This window comes from Bacteroidota bacterium (genome assembly GCA_023957335.1).
Taxonomy (GTDB): domain Bacteria; phylum Bacteroidota; class Bacteroidia; order NS11-12g; family UBA955; genus JALOAG01.
Window position 1 is genome coordinate 218,904 of record JAMLHC010000002.1, and the last position, 20,926, is coordinate 239,829.

Genomic DNA, 20,926 nt, shown 5'->3' on the forward strand with positions numbered 1-20,926 from the left:
TCACAAACTCAATGTTTCAGCTAATTTCATAAATTCAAAATTAAATACTTTTTTCATGCTGATTGCATCTGCAAATGTTGTAAAAATCAATTTGTTATCTACTATACCTAATGCTACATTAGTTTTGTTATTAAGCAATGCTTCTACTGCGGCAGAACCTAAGCGAGAAGCCAATATGCGATCGTTTGCAGATGGCGAACCTCCTCTCTGAATATGTCCCAATACAGTTACTTTAGACGTAAAGTCAGGGAATTGACCCTGAAACTTGGTCGCAATTTGAATCGCATTTCCCTCTTCCTCCCCTTCTGCCACAATCACAATGGAGAATCTCTTTTTGCGTTTTGATTTATTCTTAAACTTTGCTATAAAATCTTCATAATCATTCGTAATTTCAGGCAACAAAATGGATTCTGCTCCACTTGAAATACCTGAGTACAAAGCAATATGTCCTGAATGTCGTCCCATCACTTCTACAAAAAAAACATTGTTATGCGATTCCGCTGTATCTCTTATCTTATCAACAGCTTCAACAACTGTATTGATTGCCGTATCAAAACCTATAGTAAAATCGGTTCCATAAATGTCATTGTCAATAGTCCCCGGACACCCAACAGCAGGGATACCAAATTCTTCGCTGAACACTTTCATGGCGGTATAACTACCATCTCCTCCAATACAAATTAAGCCTTCAATACCATGATTTTGGATATTATGAAAAGCCTTTCTCCTTCCTTCTATGGTTTTAAACTCATCACTTCTTGAACTTTGGAGGAAAGTACCGCCTCGCTGTATGATGTTGGCTACATCATGGGTTTGTATTAAATTAATTTTGTTCTCAATCAACCCTTGGAGTCCTTCTTTCACTCCTAATACCTCAATTCCTTTAGCACAAGCAGTTCTGACAACGGCTCTAATACAAGCGTTCATACCGGGCGCGTCACCTCCACTTGTAAGCACTCCTATTATTTTCATAATTGCAACAAAAATATTGTTTATTCTAATCCCATAAAAACAAAAAAGGCGACCTCAACAGCCGCCTTCTCTATTATCTTAAAATATTACTTATTCTATCACTCCTGAATAGTCAAATTCAACGTGGTCAGTTTCAACTATATATATTTGAATGATATATACTCTTTGATTCTGTGAAGATTTGATTAATAGAAACTTGTATTCAGTAGATTCTTCAAGTATCTGAGGAGTTTCTGTTAATTCTGCACCACTTGTAGTCCAAGCATTATCAATGTCCTCGTACTTGCCAAATCTATCAAGTCCAACGGCAGAACCGGTGTATAATTTAAATTTACTTCCATTACCTGAAACAAACTTAAATCCATTCCCTGATTTAGCTAATTCGATATCATGTGTGGCTTTTGCAACCGACTTATCCACAGACACGGCATGAGTTAAATCGAAAGCGTTGTCTTGGTCTCTGTCCCATACAGTGCCTGTTCTTTGATCTACACTGATACTTGGGCTTACCTCAACTGATACTTCAGTTATATTTCCATCTTCATCAGTAGCTTTAAGTGTAAAAACAGCAATCTCTGCAACCACAACTCCATCCGTTCTAAACTGCTGTTTAACAAGTGTTTTTGTAGGATAAGCTTCGTTCAAAGTTGTATCAAAGAGAGTGGTTTTAACGCCTTTACTTGGCCCGGCAATATTTTCTCTGATTATTTGCAAGCTCTTAACTTTCTTACTGTGTGTAATATTAACTCCAATATTTATTTTTACACCTATATCCAGTGTTCTGTTTTGATATGTCCAATACAAATCACCCACCGTTCCGGTTGTGTAAAATTCAAGCTTAGGTCCTTTTCCATTGTTTGTAGTTCCTCCACCCCCATTGTTATTATTGCCGTTTCCGTTGTCTTTGTCTTTTTTACATCCGGATACAGAAAAAGCAACAGCGGTTGCTAACGCAAAAACAATTAATGTTAGTTTCTTTAATTTCATAATATGTTTCTATTTAGATTAGTTTGCAAAGATAAATATTTACTCTACCTATACAACAACAAACGAAATTTTCACCCCCAAATTAATTTATAAATATATGGAAGACATTACTATTATTGACTGGCTTTTCATTGCAGCCGTTATTCTCGGCACGGTAGGAATTGGTATTTTCTATGGACGAGGTTCAGGTAAAAATTACGATAGTTTTTTTCTGGGTGGTAGAAATATGGGGTGGATTGCTGCCGGTATTTCGATGGTGGCAACGACCTTTGCAGTGGACACTCCTTTGGCGGTAACAGAAATGGTAGCGGGTTATGGGATTGCAGGAAATTGGCAATGGTGGAATTTTGTAATTGGTGGAATGTTAACTGCTTTTTTCTTTGCCAAACTCTGGTATCGCTCAGGTGTAAAGACTGAAGCGGAACTAATTGAACTCCGATATTCAGGCAAAAATGCGCGTGGGCTGAGAATCTTCAAGTCTGCTTATTTGGGCTTGTTTATCAATGTATTTATCATGGGCTGGGTAAACCTTGCTTTTGTAAGTATTCTCAAAGTCTTCTTTGATGTTGACGAGACCCAATCATTGATTATTTCTTTTGTCATGATGTTGCTCATTGCCATATACAGCACTTATGTCGGGTTAAAAGGAGTTATTATTTCTGATAACTTTCAGTTTATTACTGCGATGATTGGTTGTATTGTGCTGGCGTTTCTAGTGGTACGTTCTCCCGAAATTGGCGGGCTATCAGGCCTCAAAGAAAAGATACCTGCCGAAACCCTATCCTTTTATCCTGATTTTACATCCAATGGTGCAAACCCCTCATTACCCTTATTATCTTTTATCACTTTTTTAGGTTTTGCATGGTGGGCAACTTGGTATCCCGGTAATGAACCCGGTGGAGGCGGCTATGTAGCACAAAGAATTTTGAGCACAAAAAGTCAAAAGGATGCCGGACTTTCTGTTTTTCTTTTTCAAGTACTTAACTTGTGTATTCGTCCCTGGCCTTGGATTATCGTAGCTCTTTGTGCATTTGTGTTGTATCCGGGCAGTGGCAAGGAAGGTTATGTTATGGCAATGAGAGATTTTATGCCGGAGGGTATTAAGGGATTGATGCTGGCTGCTTTCTTCTCTGCATATATGAGTACTATAAGCACACATCTGAATTGGGGCTCCGGCTATTTGGTAAATGATGTTTTGCCTGCACTTAAAAAAAATCTTAGCGAAAAGCAAAAGGTAGGTTATGGACGATTGATTATTCTTTTTTTTATGGTAGCCTCATGTATTATTTCATTGTTTATGAATTCTATTGCCGGTGCTTGGATTTTCCTAATGGAATGTGGTGCAGGTTTAGGCTCTGTCTTAATTCTGCGTTGGTTTTGGCATCGGATTAATGTCTGGTCTGAAATTACAGCAACTTTTGCTCCTTTTTTGGTCATGATTATAATTACCATTCTCAATCATACGGGTAATGTAAAAATTGAATTTCCCAACACATTTTTCATCACATTCAGTTTCACAACTGTGGCGTGGTTAATTGTTACTTTTCTCACCAAACCTGAGGATAATCAAACTCTTGCTAATTTTTTTGAAAGAGTGCAACCGCCATTAGGTTGGAAAAAATTCAGAGTTGAATCAAAAGACAAAAAAGAATTTTATTATTTGGTGCTCACATGGTTTTTTGCAGTCATAATGTCATATTCATTCCTTTTTACCATTGGCAGCATTATGCTTAAACCACTTCAAGAAACAATCATTTACTCAATAGTACTCGTGTTATCAACCACCGGCTTGGTGTTTTTTGGCAGAAAAAGTTTCTTTCAATAGTTTTGGCACATTGATTGAATCTTCATTGACCACCGAGAATTATGAAACACATGTTTGACGAGAACCCCATAAGTTTTATTACTGAAGAGTCTGAGAATCAAGAGTTTTTACCACTTCTATCCCAACAAGAAGAGGATGAAATGAATAAACAACCTATTCCCGACACCCTGCCAATTTTACCGATTAGAAACACTATTCTCTTTCCGGGTGTAATTTTCCCTATTACTGTTGGCAGAGACAAATCCATAAAACTGATAAAAGATGCCAATCGAGGCAGCAAAATCATAGGTGTTTGCGGACAAATCAACCCCAATCAAGAAGACCCTGAAATTTCTCAGTTATATAATATTGGGACTGTTGCCCAAATCATGCGTGTATTGCGAATGCCCGATGGTAACACTACTGTCATTATTCAAGGTAAGCGCAGATTTACGATAACAGAAGAAATAAAATCTGAACCTTACTTAGTTGCAAAAGTTCAAGCTATTGAAGGTGAAATTGTAAAAGATTCACGCGAACTCAAAGCATTGATTTCTTCAACCAAGGATATCGCATTAAAGATTATCGAACTTTCTCCCAATATCCCTTCTGAAGCTGCTTTTGCTATCAAAAATATTGACAGCAATCAATTTTTAGTTAACTTTATCGCAAGCAATCTGAATATTTCAATAGCTGAAAAACAGGTTTTACTTGAAAAAAACAACCTCATTGACAGAGCGACTTTAGTACTTGAGCATTTGACCAAAGAGATGCAGATGCTTGAGCTCAAAGACAAGATACAATCCAAAGTAAAATTTGATATTGACAAACAACAACGCGAATATTTCCTTCAACAACAAATTAGAGCCATACACGAAGAATTAGGTAGTGATTCTCCCGATAAAGAAGTGGAAAGCCTACGCGCAAAAGGCAAAAAGAAAAAATGGTCTAAAGAGACAAAAGATGCCTTCGATAAAGAATTGGAAAAACTACTTCGAATCAACCCTGCTGCACCGGATTATTCTGTTTCGCTCAATTATGTTCAACTCATGCTGGATTTGCCCTGGGACGAATGCAGTGAAGACAAATTTAACTTAAAGTCTGCACGGGAACAGTTGGACAAAGACCACTTTGGTTTAGAAAAAGTTAAAAAAAGAATCTTAGAATACTTGGCAGTTCTGAAGCTCAAAGGTGACATGAAAAGCCCAATTCTTTGCCTTGTAGGACCTCCCGGTGTGGGAAAAACTTCCTTAGGCAAAAGCATAGCCAAAGCCATTGGCAGGAAATATGTTCGTATGTCATTGGGCGGTTTACACGATGAATCAGAAATCAGAGGGCACCGCAAAACATACATAGGTGCAATGCCGGGACGAGTGATTCAAAACATTAAAAAAGCTAAAACATCTAACCCTGTTTTTGTACTTGACGAAATTGACAAAGTGGGAAGAGATTTCAAAGGCGACCCATCATCTGCTTTGCTTGAGGTATTAGACCCCGAACAAAACAACGCCTTCCATGATAATTATCTTGAACTTGACTATGATTTATCCAAAGTTATGTTTATTGCCACCGCAAACTCACTTGACACCATTCAATCAGCCTTGTTGGACAGGATGGAAATCATTGAAATCAATGGGTATACAGTAGAAGAAAAAATTGAAATTGCAAAAAAATACCTCATTCCTAAACAACGCAAACTACATGGATTAAAAGCCACAGAACTCAAGGTTTCAGAGAAAGTGCTTGAAAAATTGACAGAAGAATACACACGCGAATCCGGTGTGCGAGGTTTGGACAAAAAAATTGCTTCTTTAGCCCGTCATAATGCTAAAAGTATTGCTATGGAAGAAACATACAATCCCAATGTTACGTCAGAAGACCTTGAAAAAATTCTGGGTACAGAAAAACTTGAAAAAGAAAATTACGAAAACAATGATATTGCAGGATTGGCAACCGGTTTGGCTTGGTCTCCGGTAGGTGGCTCGATTTTATTTGTTGAAACTGCATTAGCGCGTGGAACCGGCAAAATCACGCTCACCGGACAATTGGGTGATGTCATGAAAGAATCCGCAACAACCGCCTTAACCTACTTGAAATCAAATAGCGATTTACTAGAAATTGACTATCGCACATTCTCTTATTGGGATATTCATATACATTTCCCTGCCGGGGCAATTCCTAAAGATGGACCCAGCGCTGGTATTACTATTTTGACTGCATTAGCTTCGTTATTTACCCAAAGAAAAGTTAAATCTCATCTTGCTATGACAGGCGAAATTACCTTGCGTGGGGCTGTACTGCCTGTAGGTGGAATCAAAGAGAAAATATTAGCAGCCAAACGCGCAGGAATCAAAGAAATCATTATGTGTAAGAGCAATCAGAAAGATGTTGAGGATATTCCTGCGAGCTATTTGGAGGGTTTGAAATTCAATTATGTCAAAACAATGAAGGACGTCTTAGAATTAGGTTTAACAAAGGATAAAGTAAAAAATGCCAGAAATCTATTTGCCCCTGTTCAAGAAGCTCTTGACAAAGAGAAACAACAGAAACAAGTTTTGGTGAATTAATTTCAAAATACAATCTGTATTTGCATGAACTAAGTTAAGCTAATAATCCCTAAGTTTGGCCTGTGATTCAACACAAATCCTTTTTGAAGAAATTTCTTTTAATCACATTCCTCTTTGCAGGCTCGCAAGTACATGCACAATTAGCCGGCAATTCAGTTTTCCCATTTCTTAAACTTGACCCAAGTGCCCATGCGACAGGGATGGGAGGCACTATTATCTCGATTCCCAATGCCGACTTATCTACCGCTTTGACAAATCCTTCCGTGCTTAACCATCAACATGACAATAATATATCGTTAAACTACAATAATTATTTCTCGGATATTAATTACGGACACTTCTCTTATGCAAAAAAGTTGAATTCCACAGACAAAGCTTGGACCTTTGCAGGACAAGTTCTTTATTTGAATTACGGAAAATTTGACGGATATGACTATACCGGAGAAAGTACCGGCAGTTTCAAAGCCAATGATTTGATGTTTGGACTGAGTGCTGCCAAGCCACTGAATGATAAATTCAGTGTGGGAAGTACATTCAAAGTTATTTATTCCACCTTGGAAACCTATACCGGCACCGGTATAGCATTTGACTTAGGTGGATTTTATAATGATACTGCCAACGGATATTCCATGGGAATTGTAATGCGGAATCTCGGGTATCAGCTACTTTCATATAGAGGGACTGAGCGTGCATCACTACCATTTGATTTTAATTTTGCTACTACATTCAAACCCAAACATGCTCCGTTTAGGGTGAGTGTTTTGCTGCATGATTTGCAAAAGTTTGATTTAACTTATGATTATACTGACCCTTTCAACCGTAAAATAGATGAAAATAATCAAGTTGTAAACCACAAACCTTCATTGGCAGATAAGATAATCAGGCATATTACAGTTGGAGGAGAAATCCTGCTTAGCGAGAATTTTAACATTCGCTTTGGCTATAATCATCAACGAAGACAAGAATTAGGAACCGAAGTAAAAAAAGGTGTTGCAGGTTTTTCATGGGGCTTCGCTTTTAAAATTAAAAAAATAAGATTTGAATATGGTAGTGCCGGATATTTCCCGGGATACAATTCCAACCTTTTCTCTGTCATCCTTGACCTCAACGAATTTTATCATTAAAAAATGGCAAGGACACACAAGAAAATAAACATCGCGATTGATGGTTGGTCTGCATGTGGCAAAGGAACTATGGCAAAAAGCCTTGCAAAACATTTTAACTATCTCTTTATTGATACAGGCGCAATGTATCGCGCATTTACATTGAACGCTCTTCAAAACAATATTTCATCAGATAACAACATAGCGATTGATGAACTCATTCGCAATTCTACCATTACATTTAAACAAAACCCAAAGACTCTTGATTTTGAAATTTATCTCAATGGAAATAATGTTGAATCCCTTATTAGAAGCCAAGAAATCAACAAGCATGTCAGCCGTTATAGCGAATTGTCTTCTGTGCGTAAATTTTTGGTCAAACAGCAACAACAAATTGCCATAGACAAGGGTGTGGTAATGGATGGGCGTGATATAGGAACTGTTGTTCTGCCGGATGCGGAGCTGAAAATATTTATGACCGCTTCACCCGAAATAAGAGCACAAAGAAGGTTTTTGGAGCTCAAAGAAAAACACAGTGATATTACCCTTGAAGAAATAGCGAAAAGCCTGCGAGAGCGCGACCATATTGACTCTACAAGAGAAGACAGTCCATTAAAACAAGCAAAGGATGCACGTGTGCTGGACAATAGCAACCTGACTCGCGATGAGCAACTGCAAATCGCATTGGAGTGGGCAAATGAAGCATTGGCAAAGTCATCTTGGTTGCCTTAGAATAATTGCGCCAATACCCTGAGGCATTGGCGCAAACAATACAAGCAATAAGTTTGAAATTAAATTATTCTTCTTCCAAAAAAGGATATTTATAATCTATTGGAGGCGTAAATGTTTCTTTAATGGTTCTTTGTGAAGTCCATCTTAGCAAATTAACCTTAGCACCTGCTTTGTCATTTGTTCCTGATGCTCTTGCGCCACCAAATGGCTGTTGCCCCACAACAGCTCCGGTTGGTTTGTCATTTATATAAAAATTACCCGCAGCATGTCTCAATTTGGTCGTTGCTAATTCAAGCGCGTATCGATCTTGTCCCATAATACTACCCGTCAATGCATAAGGTGAAGTATTATCCACTAGTTCAAGCGTTTCTTCAAACTTGTTTGCATCATAAACATATATAGTCAAAACAGGTCCAAAAATTTCCTCGCACATGGTGACATACTTTGGATTTTTGGCTAAAAGAACGGTAGGGTCTATAAAGTAACCTTTGCTTTTATCATGATTACCTCCAAAAACTAGTTCAACATCAGAAGAAGACTTAGCATTGTCTATATAATTTGCAATCTTATTAAAAGCCTTTTCGTCAATCACAGCATTAATAAAATTGCTAAAATCTTCAACCGGACCCACCTTCATTGATTTAAGTTGTGATACCAACTCAGTTTTAACTTCACTCCAAATGTTAGAGGGAATATATGCACGTGAAGCAGCAGAGCATTTTTGACCTTGAAATTCAAATGCGCCTCTTGCCAGGGCAGTAGCCACTTCTTTTGCTTTTGCAGAAGAGTGTGCTATTACAAAGTCTTTGCCACCGGTCTCTCCAACTATTCTTGGATAAGATTTGTATTTTGAAATATTATCTCCGATTTGCTTCCAAACAGACTGAAACACACCGGTAGAACCCGTAAAATGAATACCGGCAAAGTCAGGATGACTGAAAATCACATCCCCTGCAGATGGTCCATCAACGAAAATCAAGTTAATAACACCATCAGGGAGTCCGGCTTCGCGGAAAATTTCCATCAGTACTTGTGCGGAATAAATTTGTGAATTTGCAGGTTTCCAAACTGTCACATTACCCATCAATGCTGGGCTTGTTGGCAAATTACCTGCAATAGACGTAAAATTAAAAGGTGTTAATGCAAACACAAATCCTTCCAGAGGTCTATATTCCAATCGATTCCATATACCCTTGCTGTTTACAGGTGGTTGTTCACTGTATATTTCAGTCATATACTGTATGTTGAATCTCAAGAAGTCAGCAAATTCACACACTGCATCAATTTCAGCTTGAAAAGGGTTCTTGGATTGTGCTAACATCGTTGCAGCATTCAATTTTGCCCTATATGGACCGCTGATAAGTTCGGCTGCTTTCAGAAAAATAGCAGAGCGTTGCTCCCATGCCATTGCTTCCCACTTTGGTTTGGCAGCCAATGCAGCATTGATAGCTTGTTCTACATGAGATTTATCTCCCGAATGGAAAACTCCTATTTTGTGATGCAAATCATGTGGAGGAAAAATGTCTTTGGTTTTGCCGGTTCTAATTTCTTTACCTCCTATAAACATAGGAATATCAATAACCTGATTTCTCAATTCGGCTATTGCAGCTTTCAATTCTTTTCTTTCTTTAGACCCCGGTGCATAGTTGAGCACGGGTTCATTTTGAGGTGTAGGTACTTTAAAAAATCCGTTCATTTCTTTAATATTATTATCTGTTAAAAATCAATCAATTACTTTCCTTTAAAATTGGCTTTACGTTTTTCGACAAAGGCAGCCATTCCTTCCTTTTGATCTTCGGTAGCAAATAGCATATAGAAATTTTTGCGTTCAAAAAATAACGCTTCCTGCAAAGGCATTTCAAATGCTTTTAAAACACTTTCCTTAGCCATCTGTACTGCAATCGGTGACTTTTCAGCAATCTTTGCTGCTAATTTCAAAGCCTCATCAAGATACACTTCCACCGGCACTATTTTGTTTACTAATCCGTATTTCAATGCTTCGTCAGCAGAAATAAAAGTTCCTGTAAGTACTAATTCCATTGCCTTAGCTTTACCTATTGCTCTTGTAAGCCTTTGAGTTCCGCCTGCACCCGGCATCACGCCTATATTAATTTCAGGCTGACCAAATTGAGCGGTTTCTGACGCAATAATCATGTCGCAAACCATGGCAAGTTCGTTTCCGCCTCCGAGACAGAACCCACTGACAGCAGCTATAATTGGCTTCTTTGTTTTTCGGATAGTATCCCAAGTAGTAAACTGGTCTATTTTCAGCATATCAACTGCACCCCTGCCCGCCATTTGTTTAATGTCAGCACCGGCAGCAAATGCACGCTCATTTCCCGTAATAACAATAACCCTTGTATCTTCATCTTCGTCCAAGTCCAAGAGTGCATTTTTTATCTCCTGCATAAGTTGAAGATTGAGCGCATTCAACTCTTTTGGACGGTTCAGTCTAATGAGGGCAATATAAGGTCGGATGTTCTTTTCTACTTGTATAAACTCCATGTTTCTGCGTTAAAAAAAGGACTGCAAAGCTAAGAAAAAATAGGGACAAAAAGGACAACAAACTCACTGATTGACCGCATGAATAGAATAAATTGCAATCTATTTACAAGATACAATGAATACCAATTAGACGGAGTTTTCATTGAGAAACAAACCCAATCTGAACACAAATAATAAGATTGCCGTGTAGCGCAAGTAGCTACGCTCAGATATTTAACAAAAAATAAATGATTAGATATCCAACAGGGCAACTGCGGGATTGCTTCCATTGAGCAACATTTCAGGGTTTTCCAATAATGTTTTAACCATGTAGAGGAAGCTGACAGACTCACGCCCATCAATCACTCTGTGATCATAGGAAAGGGCAATATACATAATGGGGCGAATTTCAATTTTGCCATTCTCTACCCAAGGTCTTTCAACAATATTATGCATTCCCAAAATGGCGGATTGCGGAGGGTTAATAATCGGTGTGGACATCATTGAGCCGAAAACCCCACCATTGGTGATTGTGAAAGTACCTCCGGTCATTTCTTCTATTGAAAGTTTATTATCACGTGCTTTGACAGCCAGTCTTTTTACCTCGCTTTCTATTTCGGCAAGTGTTAATGTTTCTGCATTTCTGATAACGGGCACAACCAATCCGCGAGGACCCGAAACTGCAATAGAAATATCATAAAAATCATTCAAAACAATTTCATCTCCATCTATAAATGAATTGACCGCAGGCCATTTTTGGAGTGCTAATACACAAGCGCGGGTAAAAAATGACATGAAGCCCAAGTTGACATTGTGCTTTTCTTTGAATGCATCTTTATATTTTGCTCTCAAATCCATGATAGGCTTCATGTTTACCTCATTGAAAGTGGTTAGCATCGCGGTTTCATTCTTAGCCATCACCAGACGTTTTGCAATGGTTTTGCGCAGATTGGACATTTTTTCTCTTTTCGCGTCTCTGCCACCGTCTCCTTTTAAATAGCCTGCACCCTTTGCACTTCCTCCACCATGTTCAACAGCAGCCTGCAACACATCCATTTTGGTAATTCTTCCATTGAGTCCACTGCCTTTTACTTGTGATGCATTTAACCCATATTCTTTTAAAAGTTGTTCGGCTAAAGGACTTGCAGAATAGATTGCTTTTGCAACCGGTTGTTCTTGTTTGGGTGCAGATTTGCTTTGGGTTGTCAAATCTTTTGCAGGAGTCTCAACAGTTGTTTTTACAGCTTCCGGCTTGATGACTGCCGCTTTCACTTCGGTATTTACTGCTTTTTCAGGAGCTTTTGCAGTGGTATCAATCTTCGCCACCACATCGCCCACTTTAACGGTATCACCTTCCGCTGCAGTAAATTTTTCGATTATACCTGCTTTTTCAGCATTAATTTCGAGCGTAGCTTTTTCGGATTCAACCTCAATGATAGGCTGATCTAATTCAACGTAATCGCCTACATTTACAAGTAGTTTTGATATGGTTACTTCACTGATTGACTCTCCTGGCGAAGGAACTTTTATTTCTAATGACATTTTTATTTTGACTAATTAAAGTATTTGAAAGTTACCGTGCAAAATTAGGGATAATTTGTGTATCGAGTAATTAAGTTTGAAAGGTTTGCAATCAGAAGATTCTTCTTAATTTTCAGGCGTGAAAACGGACTTGTCTGAATTTGAGAAATTAAACATCAGTGCGCTGGGCAATTACAGCACTTCACGACTTAGCTTATTACAAAAAGAAATTGGAATCATTACAATAGGCGACCTGTTAAATCACACTCCCATTCGCTATTTGAACAAAACCTCCCATGTGAATATCGCTGATTTGCAACCAGGTTCGGAACAAGTACAGGTTCGCGGCAGAATTGAATCTGTAGAAGTGTTAGGTACTAAAAATGCACAGAGGTTGAAAGCTGTTTTCTGTGATGCCACCGGTTGTATGGAACTTGTCTGGTTTCGTTCCATTCCTTGGGTAAAGAAATCCTTGACTATAGGTCAAGTTTACACCGCTTTTGGCAGAGTAACTGAATTCAAGACTGTACTGTCAATGTCGCACCCCGAACTACAAGTCTATGATCCCAATAAAAAAGAGGAATCTAAAGGATTTATTCCAATATACCCTCTCACCGAAAAGTTAAAAGCGTCCAAGATTGACTCAAAATTTATTTCAGAGCTGAGCAAAACAGCAATCAACCATGTAAATTTCGATATGCCGGAATTTATTCCAAAGAAAATTATTGAAAAAATGGAACTTCCTTCTCGTGCAGATGCCTATAAATCTCTTCATTTTCCTGTCACATTGGAACTTGCACAGAAAGCGTTTGATCGCTTTAAATTTGAGGAAATTTTCCTATTTCAGTTGCGAAGCGAAAGAACCCGACTCACCAGAATAAAAAGTTCTGTTGGTCCCAATATTATTAAACCGGGTTATTTTTTCAATGAGTTCTACAACAAACACCTTCCTTTTTCCTTGACAGATGCACAAAAGCGCGTTATTAAAGAAATTTGGACAGATATGAAAAGCGGTGCACAGATGAACCGCCTTTTGCAGGGAGATGTGGGCAGCGGTAAAACCATAGTGGCATTTATCTCCATGTTACTTGCTATTGACAACGGTTTTCAGGCTTGTATGCTAGCACCTACAGAAATCCTATGCCAGCAACATTATGAATCACTCCAAGAATGGGCTATTCCGCTCGGGCTTAAGGTTGCACTGCTAACAGGTTCCACACCTAACAAAGAACGCGAAGATATGTTGCAAGACCTTGCCGAAGGAAAATTGTCTCTCATAACAGGAACACATGCTATATTAGAAGACAGGGTAGTTTTTAATAAACTCGGTTTGGTTGTCATTGATGAACAACACCGATTTGGAGTAGCTCAAAGATCGAAACTTTGGCTCAAGTCAAATCCTTCGCCACATATTCTTGTAATGACCGCCACTCCTATTCCTCGAACACTTGCCATGACTGCTCACGGAGAGTCCGACCACAGCATTTTGGACGAACTTCCGGCCGGTCGCAAACCCATAGTGACAGTGCACAAAGAAGAAAAAGACAGATTGGGTATTATGTCCTTTATCAAAAATGAAATTGAGAAAGGAAGACAAATTTACTTCGTTTTTCCATTGATAAATGAAAGTCAGGCATTAGACCTCAAAAACCTCATGGAAGGATATGATATGGTGGAGAGCTATTTCCCCACACCTCAATACAGGATTGCAATAGTACACGGTCAGATGCGACCTGAAGAAAAAGAGAAAGAGATGCAACGTTTTAAAGACGGGATTGCACATATCATGGTTGCCACCACCGTGATTGAAGTTGGGGTTAATGTTCCTAATGCCAGTGTTATGATAATTGAAAATGCAGACAGATTTGGATTATCGCAACTTCACCAACTACGAGGGCGCGTAGGGCGTGGAGCAGAACAGAGTTATTGCATTTTAATGACTGAAAATGAACTTGGCAAAACAGCCAATGAACGCATGAACGCCATGGTGCGTCACAACGATGGGTTTGAGATTGCCAAAATTGACTTGAAACAAAGAGGACCGGGAGATTTGCTTGGCACCAAACAAAGTGGTCTGCCGGACTTTAAGTTTTTAGACCTGGCAAAAGACGATTATTTTATATTTCTTGGAAAACAAGCGGCTGCTTATGTTTTGCGCGAAGATTCCACACTGGGCAAGCCTGAGAATGCAATGCTTAAAAGCTATTTACTTTCACATAGCAAAGACAATTTTTGGAGTAAAATATCTTAAGTCGTATCGTTTTAAAAATCTCGAGAACATCATCCTCGCTTGTCATTCGCTTCATTTGTCATAAATCCACCGGCTTCCAATCTTTGTTTCCAATACTCATAAAGAGATGGTCTATTTCCACTTGCATCTGCAATCCGTATCAAGATTTCCAACGCTATGGCGTTATCAGGATTGAGTTTTAACGTCCTAAGTGCAGTTTGATTTGCATTTTTAATATCACCTGTCAGATAGTAAAGCTTGGATTGTAACCCCATCGCAATATCATCTCGCGCATCGAGTTTGAACAAAGCAGTCAAATCTGATTGTGCTTTTCCATAATGTTTCAAGTCAATCTCAAGTGATATCAGCGCATCCATAAAGGGTGAAAAATGTGGTTTAATTTTTACAGCTTCTTTCATCCATTCCAATGCAAGAAGTTTGTTATTTATATTTTCAAAAGACTTTGCAATTCGATAAAAAGTCCATGCATCCGAGACAGAGTCTCGATTAATCTTGCCGGCAAGTGCAGGTATTTGAACAAACTCGTTAGCAGTATAATGAAAATAGATTTTGAGAATGATAGCATACTGCGAATTTCCAAGTTGGTTATAGAGTGTTTTTGCCTTTTGCAGATAGAAAGGATTGTGTTCAAATTTTTCATAATAAGACACATATCCTGCAAAAGTGCTTGTCACATCTGCTTGCTTAATATTGACAGAGCGCAAACCCAACAATTTCCCTTGCCCATGTGTGCTCTTGCGGTCATAATTTTTTCTAATAAAATGGTCATGCACAGTAACATGAGGAATATCAACGGCTCCGCTTCTGGGCATGTGACAGGAAACACAGTTATTGTTTTGCAATTTTATTTTGTTCTTATCTTCAGAACATACGGTTTTGGGAGTTGTATGACAGCTTTGACAAGTTTGATTAAAGTGTGCATCCGTCATTGAACGTACGCTTACATGCGGGTCGTGACAGGTGATACAAGTGAAACTCATATTAGAATTAAAGTTTTCTTCGTTGCCTTTATTGCTTTGAATAAAACACTGACTCATTTGCAAACGCTCGGAATGAGCCCCCATACGAAATTCCTCATCTTCACTGTATTCCGGCATAAACACCGTAAAAATTGAACTCAGTGGCATACCTGGTCTGAAATCATAAAAAGTTTTTCCGGGTTTGAGCACATTATCTCCCTGCAAATGACATCTTTGACAAACATCGGTCTGTAACTTATAAGGAAGTTTGCGTGGATTGACAATAGAAGAGTCAAACTGATAGGGGTCTTGAACAAATCTGCTTGTCAGCCTGCGAGCAACATGCAATTCCCCCGGACCATGACATCGTTCACAATTAATACCTTCGGGAATTTCAAAATATCGATTATCTGATAGCTGGTCGGGTGTTGGGTACGCATTGTGACAGGTCATGCACTCGGATTCGATTCTTCTTTCAAAACGAGGATTATTACCTCTGAATCCCGGTGGCAAATCCCACATTCCGCTTTGGGTGTAAAATGTCATGGGTGCCTGAAAAAGAAATCCGTTTCTAATAATCATGTGTGAGTTGGTATGATGTCCGGACCCGATGATATAATCAATCTTTTCTTTGCGCTGATAGACAGTATCGTCATTCAACAGTCTGAATTCTTTGATAAAGAAAATATCCCCTTCCCAAAATGAGGTATAGTGCAAATCTTTGAGTGTATCATACACGTGACCATCACCATGTCCAAAACTTGCACTCTTTTGTTTTGTTGCTTTCCCAAAAGACATTCCCATTTCGGTATGAGAAAATTGTTCAAACTTGTCTTCATGACATTGTCTGCAAACCTGGCTGCCAACATATTTTACAGAGTCATGTGTATTCAGATATGGACTTTCAAAGTTTGCGGCATTTGATTTATCGTGCGACTTAATACTCCCTGTGCATTGTGTAAGCACAAAGAATGAAGCAATAATAACGCATAGTACCAAAAATTGAGCTTTGTTATTTGCGAACATGAGTAACCACTGCAATGTTAATACAATCTATTAAACTTTATAGACACAGTGATGTTGTTACCTTATGTGTTTGCGATATTTTTTGAACAATAAAATACATTCAGCTTTCTACACAAGGTTCTTAAAGTGTTCTGCGTAATGATTAGATTGCGTGTATAAAACAAGTTGACAGAATTGTCAACTCAACTATCTAAAAACAATTCAAAAAAAATCAAATACCAAGTAAAGGCAGTGAAAGTCAAGGCGGAGTCACATGCAGATAGCTCTCCAACACCGCAACATAAGGTTAATTACTGCTTAATTACTCTGTGAATAGTGGATTTGCCTTCTCCTATACCATGAGTTATTTCAACAAAATACACACCCGGTGGCAAATCTGTCATATCAACAGACTGGGTTTTATATTGCTCAAGTACAAGGTTGCCAAGTGCAGAAAATATTTTGATATTAGGCTCGTGCACCCCTGCAATATCAAATCTATCAGAGGTGGGGTTAGGAGAAATTGAAACTCCCATTTCATTCCCTGACCAATAATATTTAACTATGGGTGAATACTGAAATTTATTATCCATATCCACCTGTTTGAGTCGGTATAAATTATAGCCGTTAAAAGGAGACTCATCAATGAATCTGTATGCAGCACTTTCGCAGGAACCACATCCGTCAACCTTGCCTATTTTCTGCCAAAATACACCATCTGTAGATTTTTCAACATCAAAATAATTGTTATTCTGCTCAGAAGCCGTTACCCAATCATATATAATCTGGGTTTCTGTGCCTGTCAAAGTTTGACTCTCATAGTGTACGGGCAGATAGACTGTCAATGAGTCAAAAGGTCTGAGCCAAAAAGAATATTGTCTTTCGGTAGGGTTATTTCTCCTTTTACCTATCACACCTGCCCTCATGTAAAAATATTGGACATTCGAAAAGTTCATCTGAACCATAGCCACTTTGTTTATGGTGTCAATATTGTTAAATACGGGGAAGTCGCTCACATTTACAACCCAACTTCCAATTATACCGGATGAAATGGTAGAACCGGGTATCCCAAAGGGCATTGAGGGAGCGCTCACATAATTAATTTCCTGAAAAGCATTATTTCCCGTACTGCTTCCACTTCCATCCAAGTCAACTACCGTAACCGGCAGACAAGCTAAAGTATCCAGATTATTATCAAAGCTATTAGAACCGCTGCCGTTTTTAGATGCAAATTCCACAAAAAATTCAGCCCAAGCTGTGTCAGTCGCTGAGGAAGAACTCGGAAATCTGACCATCGGCTGCCAAGGTTCATTATATCCTCTTGTTTTGTCTAAAGGACCTGCAGGTGTTTGATCCCAATTTGAAAGCGTAACAGAGGAAGAAGAGCGTGCAACCCATGTAATCCTCATAAACACATCCGGACTCGAATGAATTTGTACTACTCTCTGTCTTGTTCCTCCCGTAACTCCACTGCCACTGGGTGTCCAACTCACCCCAGTCGTAGGAGTCCCGATGACAACATCATAGGTGGGTAGCACACACTGAGCCTTAACAAGAGAAGTACCGAATAATAACAATATTACCAGTAATATCAACTGAGCATACCTTTTATAACTAATATATACCATATTGATTCCAAGCTAAATAAATGAAAAATTCAAACAAAGACCATCAAAAATAAAAGTATAAAATCAAATTTCCCTTACGCAAAGATAACTCCTTTTTTATTTTACACAAATTATTATACAAAAAAAAACAGCCTTCACCCTTTTTTCACCTCTAAGTTTTCTTACAAATTAATTACGTTTGCATACGACAATGCAAGTTACACAAGCCAAAATATCCCCCCTGTTATTTGCATTGCTTGCATGGGTGTTTTGTTTTGAATCAAAGGCGCAATCCTTGCCGGACTCTATTGCTCAGAAAACATTCACACTCAACCTCAACAAGGTTCAGATGTCAGATATCTTGAACGACATCAGTAAACAAACAGGCATGCTTTTCAGTTACAAAAATGCCACTGTTGTCAAATTGGGGAAATATTCATTTTCAAACAAGCAGCTTACCTTAGCTGTGTTTTGCAATGAATATTTAAAGTCCAGAGATATTAATTATGTTTTTATCCCACCCAATATCATTGTTCTAAATCCATTCAAACCAACTATTCCCAAAGCCTTTACAATCAATGGATTTGTTTCGGATAGTGCGAGCGGAGAAAAATTAATCGGCAGTAATATATTATTACCTAAAGAAAATGTAGGGGTAGCAAGCAATTACGAAGGTTTTTTTTCTATTCAAACTCATAACGATACATTGCGTATGCAGATTTCATATATAGGTTATCAAACTAAATCTTTAGAACTGCCCATTTCTGAAAACCTGAGACTTGATATTAAACTGTCACAGTCTCTTAGCCTACCTATTGTTATTGTTACCAACAAGGAAGATAAAAACTCTCTTACACAAGAGAACGGTAATCTTATCACATTAAAAGGTAAAAAAATTACTGATTTATCACCGTTATTCGGAGAGTCTGATGTGTTCAGAACCCTTCAATTATTACCGGGTATCCAATCCGTAGGAGAAGGCGCACCGGGTTTATTTGTCAGAGGCGGCAGTCCTGACCAGAATCTTGTGTTGTTAGATGGTATCCAAATTTACAATCCTATTCACATTTTCGGTTTTTACTCAATTTTTAATCCAGGGATTGTAAAGAATGTTGCATTAAACAAAGGATCATTTCCTGCTAAATATAGTGGAAGATTATCTTCAGTTATAGATGTTATCACCGTTGATGGAAATAGTCATAAAATCCAAGGAGAAGCAATGTTGGGAATAATGGGATCAAGATTGAGCATAGACGGGCCTATAGGTAAATCACATAAAACAACTTTTATGGTATCCGGACGTAGGTCTCATATTGATTTATTATTGGCTCCATTTCTCAAAGCAAACCTATCTACACAAAATGCGGGATTTCTCACCGCCTATTACTTTTATGATATTAATGCTAAAATAGTTCACCGCTTTAACAAGAACGCAAAAATCACACTCAGTTTTTATAACGGGGGCGATAATATTTCCTTAAACAACTCATTCAAACTTGACAACCTGCAACATAAAATAAAAGAAAAAGACAGACAGAGTTTTGCATGGGGCAATAAAGTTGCGGCAATCCGATGGGGGCAAATTTTATCATCAAAAACAATTCTAAAAACAACCGCATGGTATTCTTCTTATGATTTTGGTAACACAAGCAGATACTCTTTTGAAGAGACAACCAAAGACAGTTCATCGGAGAACTTTTTTGACTACCGTTTTGAATCTTTTATCAGGGACATTGGTGTTAATTCTGATATAGAATACTTTATTACAGAAAAGTGGAAATTGAATGGAGGAGTGCAATTCATATCTCACATGTTCCAACCCGGTGTAACCAGTTTAACGAGCAATCTCCCTAATCTCGAGCCGGCAGTCAACATTACTGAAACGAGTATGGGTAATGAAGCATCAGTCTATATAGACAACGGATTTAATGTCGGGAAAAAAATTAAAGTAAACCTAGGATTAAATTATACAGAGTTTTTAGTCCAATCTAAACAATACCCATCGCTTCAACCACGGGTTTCGGTAATGTATAATCTGAATAAGCGCTTTATTATCAGTGTAGGATATGCACAAATGCAACAATACCTGCACTTACTGGCTAACTCTTCGATCGGGATACCACAAGATCTATGGATATTATCTAGTGATAAAATCATGCCTCAGAATAACAGCCTGTACAATCTCAGTTTCAAGCAAGAATTAAAGTTTGTCGATATCGGACTTGATTTGTTTTATAAGAATATGAACAATGTGATTGATTATAAAGATGGAGAAAATTATCTGAAAAACACAAATAATTGGGAAGATAAAATCACCATTGGCACCGGCAAAGCAATGGGAATAGAGTTGTTTATAGAAAAAGAAATAGGTCGTTTTACAGGTTGGATTGGATATTGTTTGTCAAACAGTACAAGACAATTTGCTGACATAAATGAGGGTAAGCCTTTTTTATATAGGTACAACCGTACACATGATTTAAGTTCAACAGCATCCTATAAAATCAATGATAGAAACACTATTTCCATAAACTTTATTTATGCAACCGGCACACCAATCACCATACCCGAACAAATATATTCAGGACTTTCCGCCTCCACCCCAACTGTTGATATTTTCATCCCCGGCAAAAGGAATAACTTTATCATGGCAGACTATAACCGATTGGATATCAATTACAGTAATTACAAAAAGAATAAGTTAGGAATAAGAGTTTGGTCATTTGGCTTTTACAATGTTTATAATAAACAAAATCCATTTTTTATCTCACCTGGATACAATGACAATGGTGAACGCGTCTTGAGACAAGTAACACTTTTCCCCATCATCCCATCCATCACATACAAACAAGAATTTTGAGAAAAATACCATTCTATATTGCTCTTTTCTTATTGAGCTCTTGTACAAAGGATCTCCCCTTTCCAAATCTCAAATCG

13 protein-coding genes are annotated in these 20,926 nt (G+C 38.2%); 6 read left to right on the forward strand and 7 right to left on the reverse strand.

Going from position 1 to position 20,926, the window contains the following annotated elements; genetic code table 11:
* Positions 1-972, reverse strand: a complete 972-nt coding sequence (gene pfkA, locus M9892_04290) for a 6-phosphofructokinase (GenBank protein ID MCO5253570.1) — start codon at positions 970-972, stop codon at positions 1-3.
* A 90-nt stretch (positions 973-1,062) separates the two neighbouring features.
* Positions 1,063-1,959, reverse strand: a complete 897-nt coding sequence (locus M9892_04295; GenBank protein ID MCO5253571.1) for a hypothetical protein — start codon at positions 1,957-1,959, stop codon at positions 1,063-1,065.
* A gap of 97 nt (positions 1,960-2,056) precedes the next feature.
* On the opposite strand from M9892_04295, the gene M9892_04300 reads away from it, so the two are divergent.
* The 4 genes from M9892_04300 to cmk all read left to right on the forward strand — a co-directional run bounded on the left by M9892_04300 (position 2,057) and on the right by cmk (position 8,165).
* Complete coding sequence (locus M9892_04300) at positions 2,057-3,784, forward strand: Na+:solute symporter (GenBank protein ID MCO5253572.1); 1,728 nt, start codon at positions 2,057-2,059, stop codon at positions 3,782-3,784.
* A gap of 41 nt (positions 3,785-3,825) precedes the next feature.
* Positions 3,826-6,330: an endopeptidase La gene (gene lon / locus M9892_04305; GenBank protein MCO5253573.1), complete on the forward strand. Its 2,505-nt coding sequence runs from the start codon at positions 3,826-3,828 to the stop codon at positions 6,328-6,330.
* 83 nt (positions 6,331-6,413) lie between these two features.
* Complete coding sequence (gene porQ, locus M9892_04310) at positions 6,414-7,454, forward strand: type IX secretion system protein PorQ (protein ID MCO5253574.1); 1,041 nt, start codon at positions 6,414-6,416, stop codon at positions 7,452-7,454.
* 3 nt (positions 7,455-7,457) lie between these two features.
* The gene (cmk, locus tag M9892_04315; GenBank protein ID MCO5253575.1) at positions 7,458-8,165 is read left to right on the forward strand and encodes a (d)CMP kinase; all 708 of its coding nucleotides are present in this window, start codon (positions 7,458-7,460) and stop codon (positions 8,163-8,165) included.
* A 64-nt stretch (positions 8,166-8,229) separates the two neighbouring features.
* On the opposite strand, the gene pruA is transcribed toward cmk, so the two are convergent.
* From pruA to odhB, 3 genes are all read right to left on the reverse strand, one after another.
* Positions 8,230-9,861, reverse strand: coding sequence for an L-glutamate gamma-semialdehyde dehydrogenase (gene pruA / locus M9892_04320; protein MCO5253576.1), 1,632 nt, complete (start codon positions 9,859-9,861; stop codon positions 8,230-8,232).
* 35 nt (positions 9,862-9,896) lie between these two features.
* The gene (locus tag M9892_04325; protein MCO5253577.1) at positions 9,897-10,670 is read right to left on the reverse strand and encodes an enoyl-CoA hydratase-related protein; all 774 of its coding nucleotides are present in this window, start codon (positions 10,668-10,670) and stop codon (positions 9,897-9,899) included.
* Between the two features lie 231 nt (positions 10,671-10,901).
* Positions 10,902-12,191, reverse strand: a complete 1,290-nt coding sequence (gene odhB, locus M9892_04330; GenBank protein MCO5253578.1) for a 2-oxoglutarate dehydrogenase complex dihydrolipoyllysine-residue succinyltransferase — start codon at positions 12,189-12,191, stop codon at positions 10,902-10,904.
* 118 nt (positions 12,192-12,309) lie between these two features.
* Between odhB and recG the strand changes: the two genes are divergently transcribed.
* Positions 12,310-14,421 (forward strand): ATP-dependent DNA helicase RecG, encoded by a 2,112-nt coding sequence (recG, locus tag M9892_04335; GenBank protein MCO5253579.1) that lies wholly within the window; start codon positions 12,310-12,312, stop codon positions 14,419-14,421.
* A 29-nt stretch (positions 14,422-14,450) separates the two neighbouring features.
* Here the strand turns inward: recG and M9892_04340 are convergent, their stop codons facing one another.
* Positions 14,451-16,406 carry a hypothetical protein gene (locus M9892_04340; protein ID MCO5253580.1) on the reverse strand — a complete coding sequence of 652 codons (1,956 nt, stop codon included), beginning with the start codon at positions 16,404-16,406 and terminating at the stop codon, positions 14,451-14,453.
* Between the two features lie 290 nt (positions 16,407-16,696).
* Positions 16,697-18,013: a T9SS type A sorting domain-containing protein gene (locus tag M9892_04345; protein MCO5253581.1), complete on the reverse strand. Its 1,317-nt coding sequence runs from the start codon at positions 18,011-18,013 to the stop codon at positions 16,697-16,699.
* A gap of 190 nt (positions 18,014-18,203) precedes the next feature.
* Here M9892_04345 and M9892_04350 point away from each other — a divergent pair, with 190 nt between their 5' ends.
* Entirely contained in the window at positions 18,204-20,849 is a 2,646-nt protein-coding gene (locus tag M9892_04350) for a TonB-dependent receptor (protein ID MCO5253582.1), read from the forward strand.
* The last annotated feature ends 77 nt before the right edge of the window (positions 20,850-20,926 follow it).

Excerpts from the sequence above, each read along its gene's own strand:
- lon (MCO5253573.1), top strand. The coding sequence starts at position 3,826 with ATGAAACACATGTTTGACGAGAACCCCATAAGTTTTATTACTGAAGAG.
- odhB (MCO5253578.1), bottom strand. The coding sequence starts at position 12,191 with ATGTCATTAGAAATAAAAGTTCCTTCGCCAGGAGAGTCAATCAGTGAA.
- pruA (MCO5253576.1), bottom strand. The coding sequence starts at position 9,861 with ATGAACGGATTTTTTAAAGTACCTACACCTCAAAATGAACCCGTGCTC.
- M9892_04350 (MCO5253582.1), top strand. The coding sequence starts at position 18,204 with ATGCAAGTTACACAAGCCAAAATATCCCCCCTGTTATTTGCATTGCTT.
- pfkA (MCO5253570.1), bottom strand. The coding sequence starts at position 972 with ATGAAAATAATAGGAGTGCTTACAAGTGGAGGTGACGCGCCCGGTATG.
- M9892_04295 (MCO5253571.1), bottom strand. The coding sequence starts at position 1,959 with ATGAAATTAAAGAAACTAACATTAATTGTTTTTGCGTTAGCAACCGCT.
- cmk (MCO5253575.1), top strand. The coding sequence starts at position 7,458 with ATGGCAAGGACACACAAGAAAATAAACATCGCGATTGATGGTTGGTCT.
- M9892_04345 (MCO5253581.1), bottom strand. The coding sequence starts at position 18,013 with ATGGTATATATTAGTTATAAAAGGTATGCTCAGTTGATATTACTGGTA.
- M9892_04325 (MCO5253577.1), bottom strand. The coding sequence starts at position 10,670 with ATGGAGTTTATACAAGTAGAAAAGAACATCCGACCTTATATTGCCCTC.
- M9892_04340 (MCO5253580.1), bottom strand. The coding sequence starts at position 16,406 with ATGTTCGCAAATAACAAAGCTCAATTTTTGGTACTATGCGTTATTATT.
- M9892_04300 (MCO5253572.1), top strand. The coding sequence starts at position 2,057 with ATGGAAGACATTACTATTATTGACTGGCTTTTCATTGCAGCCGTTATT.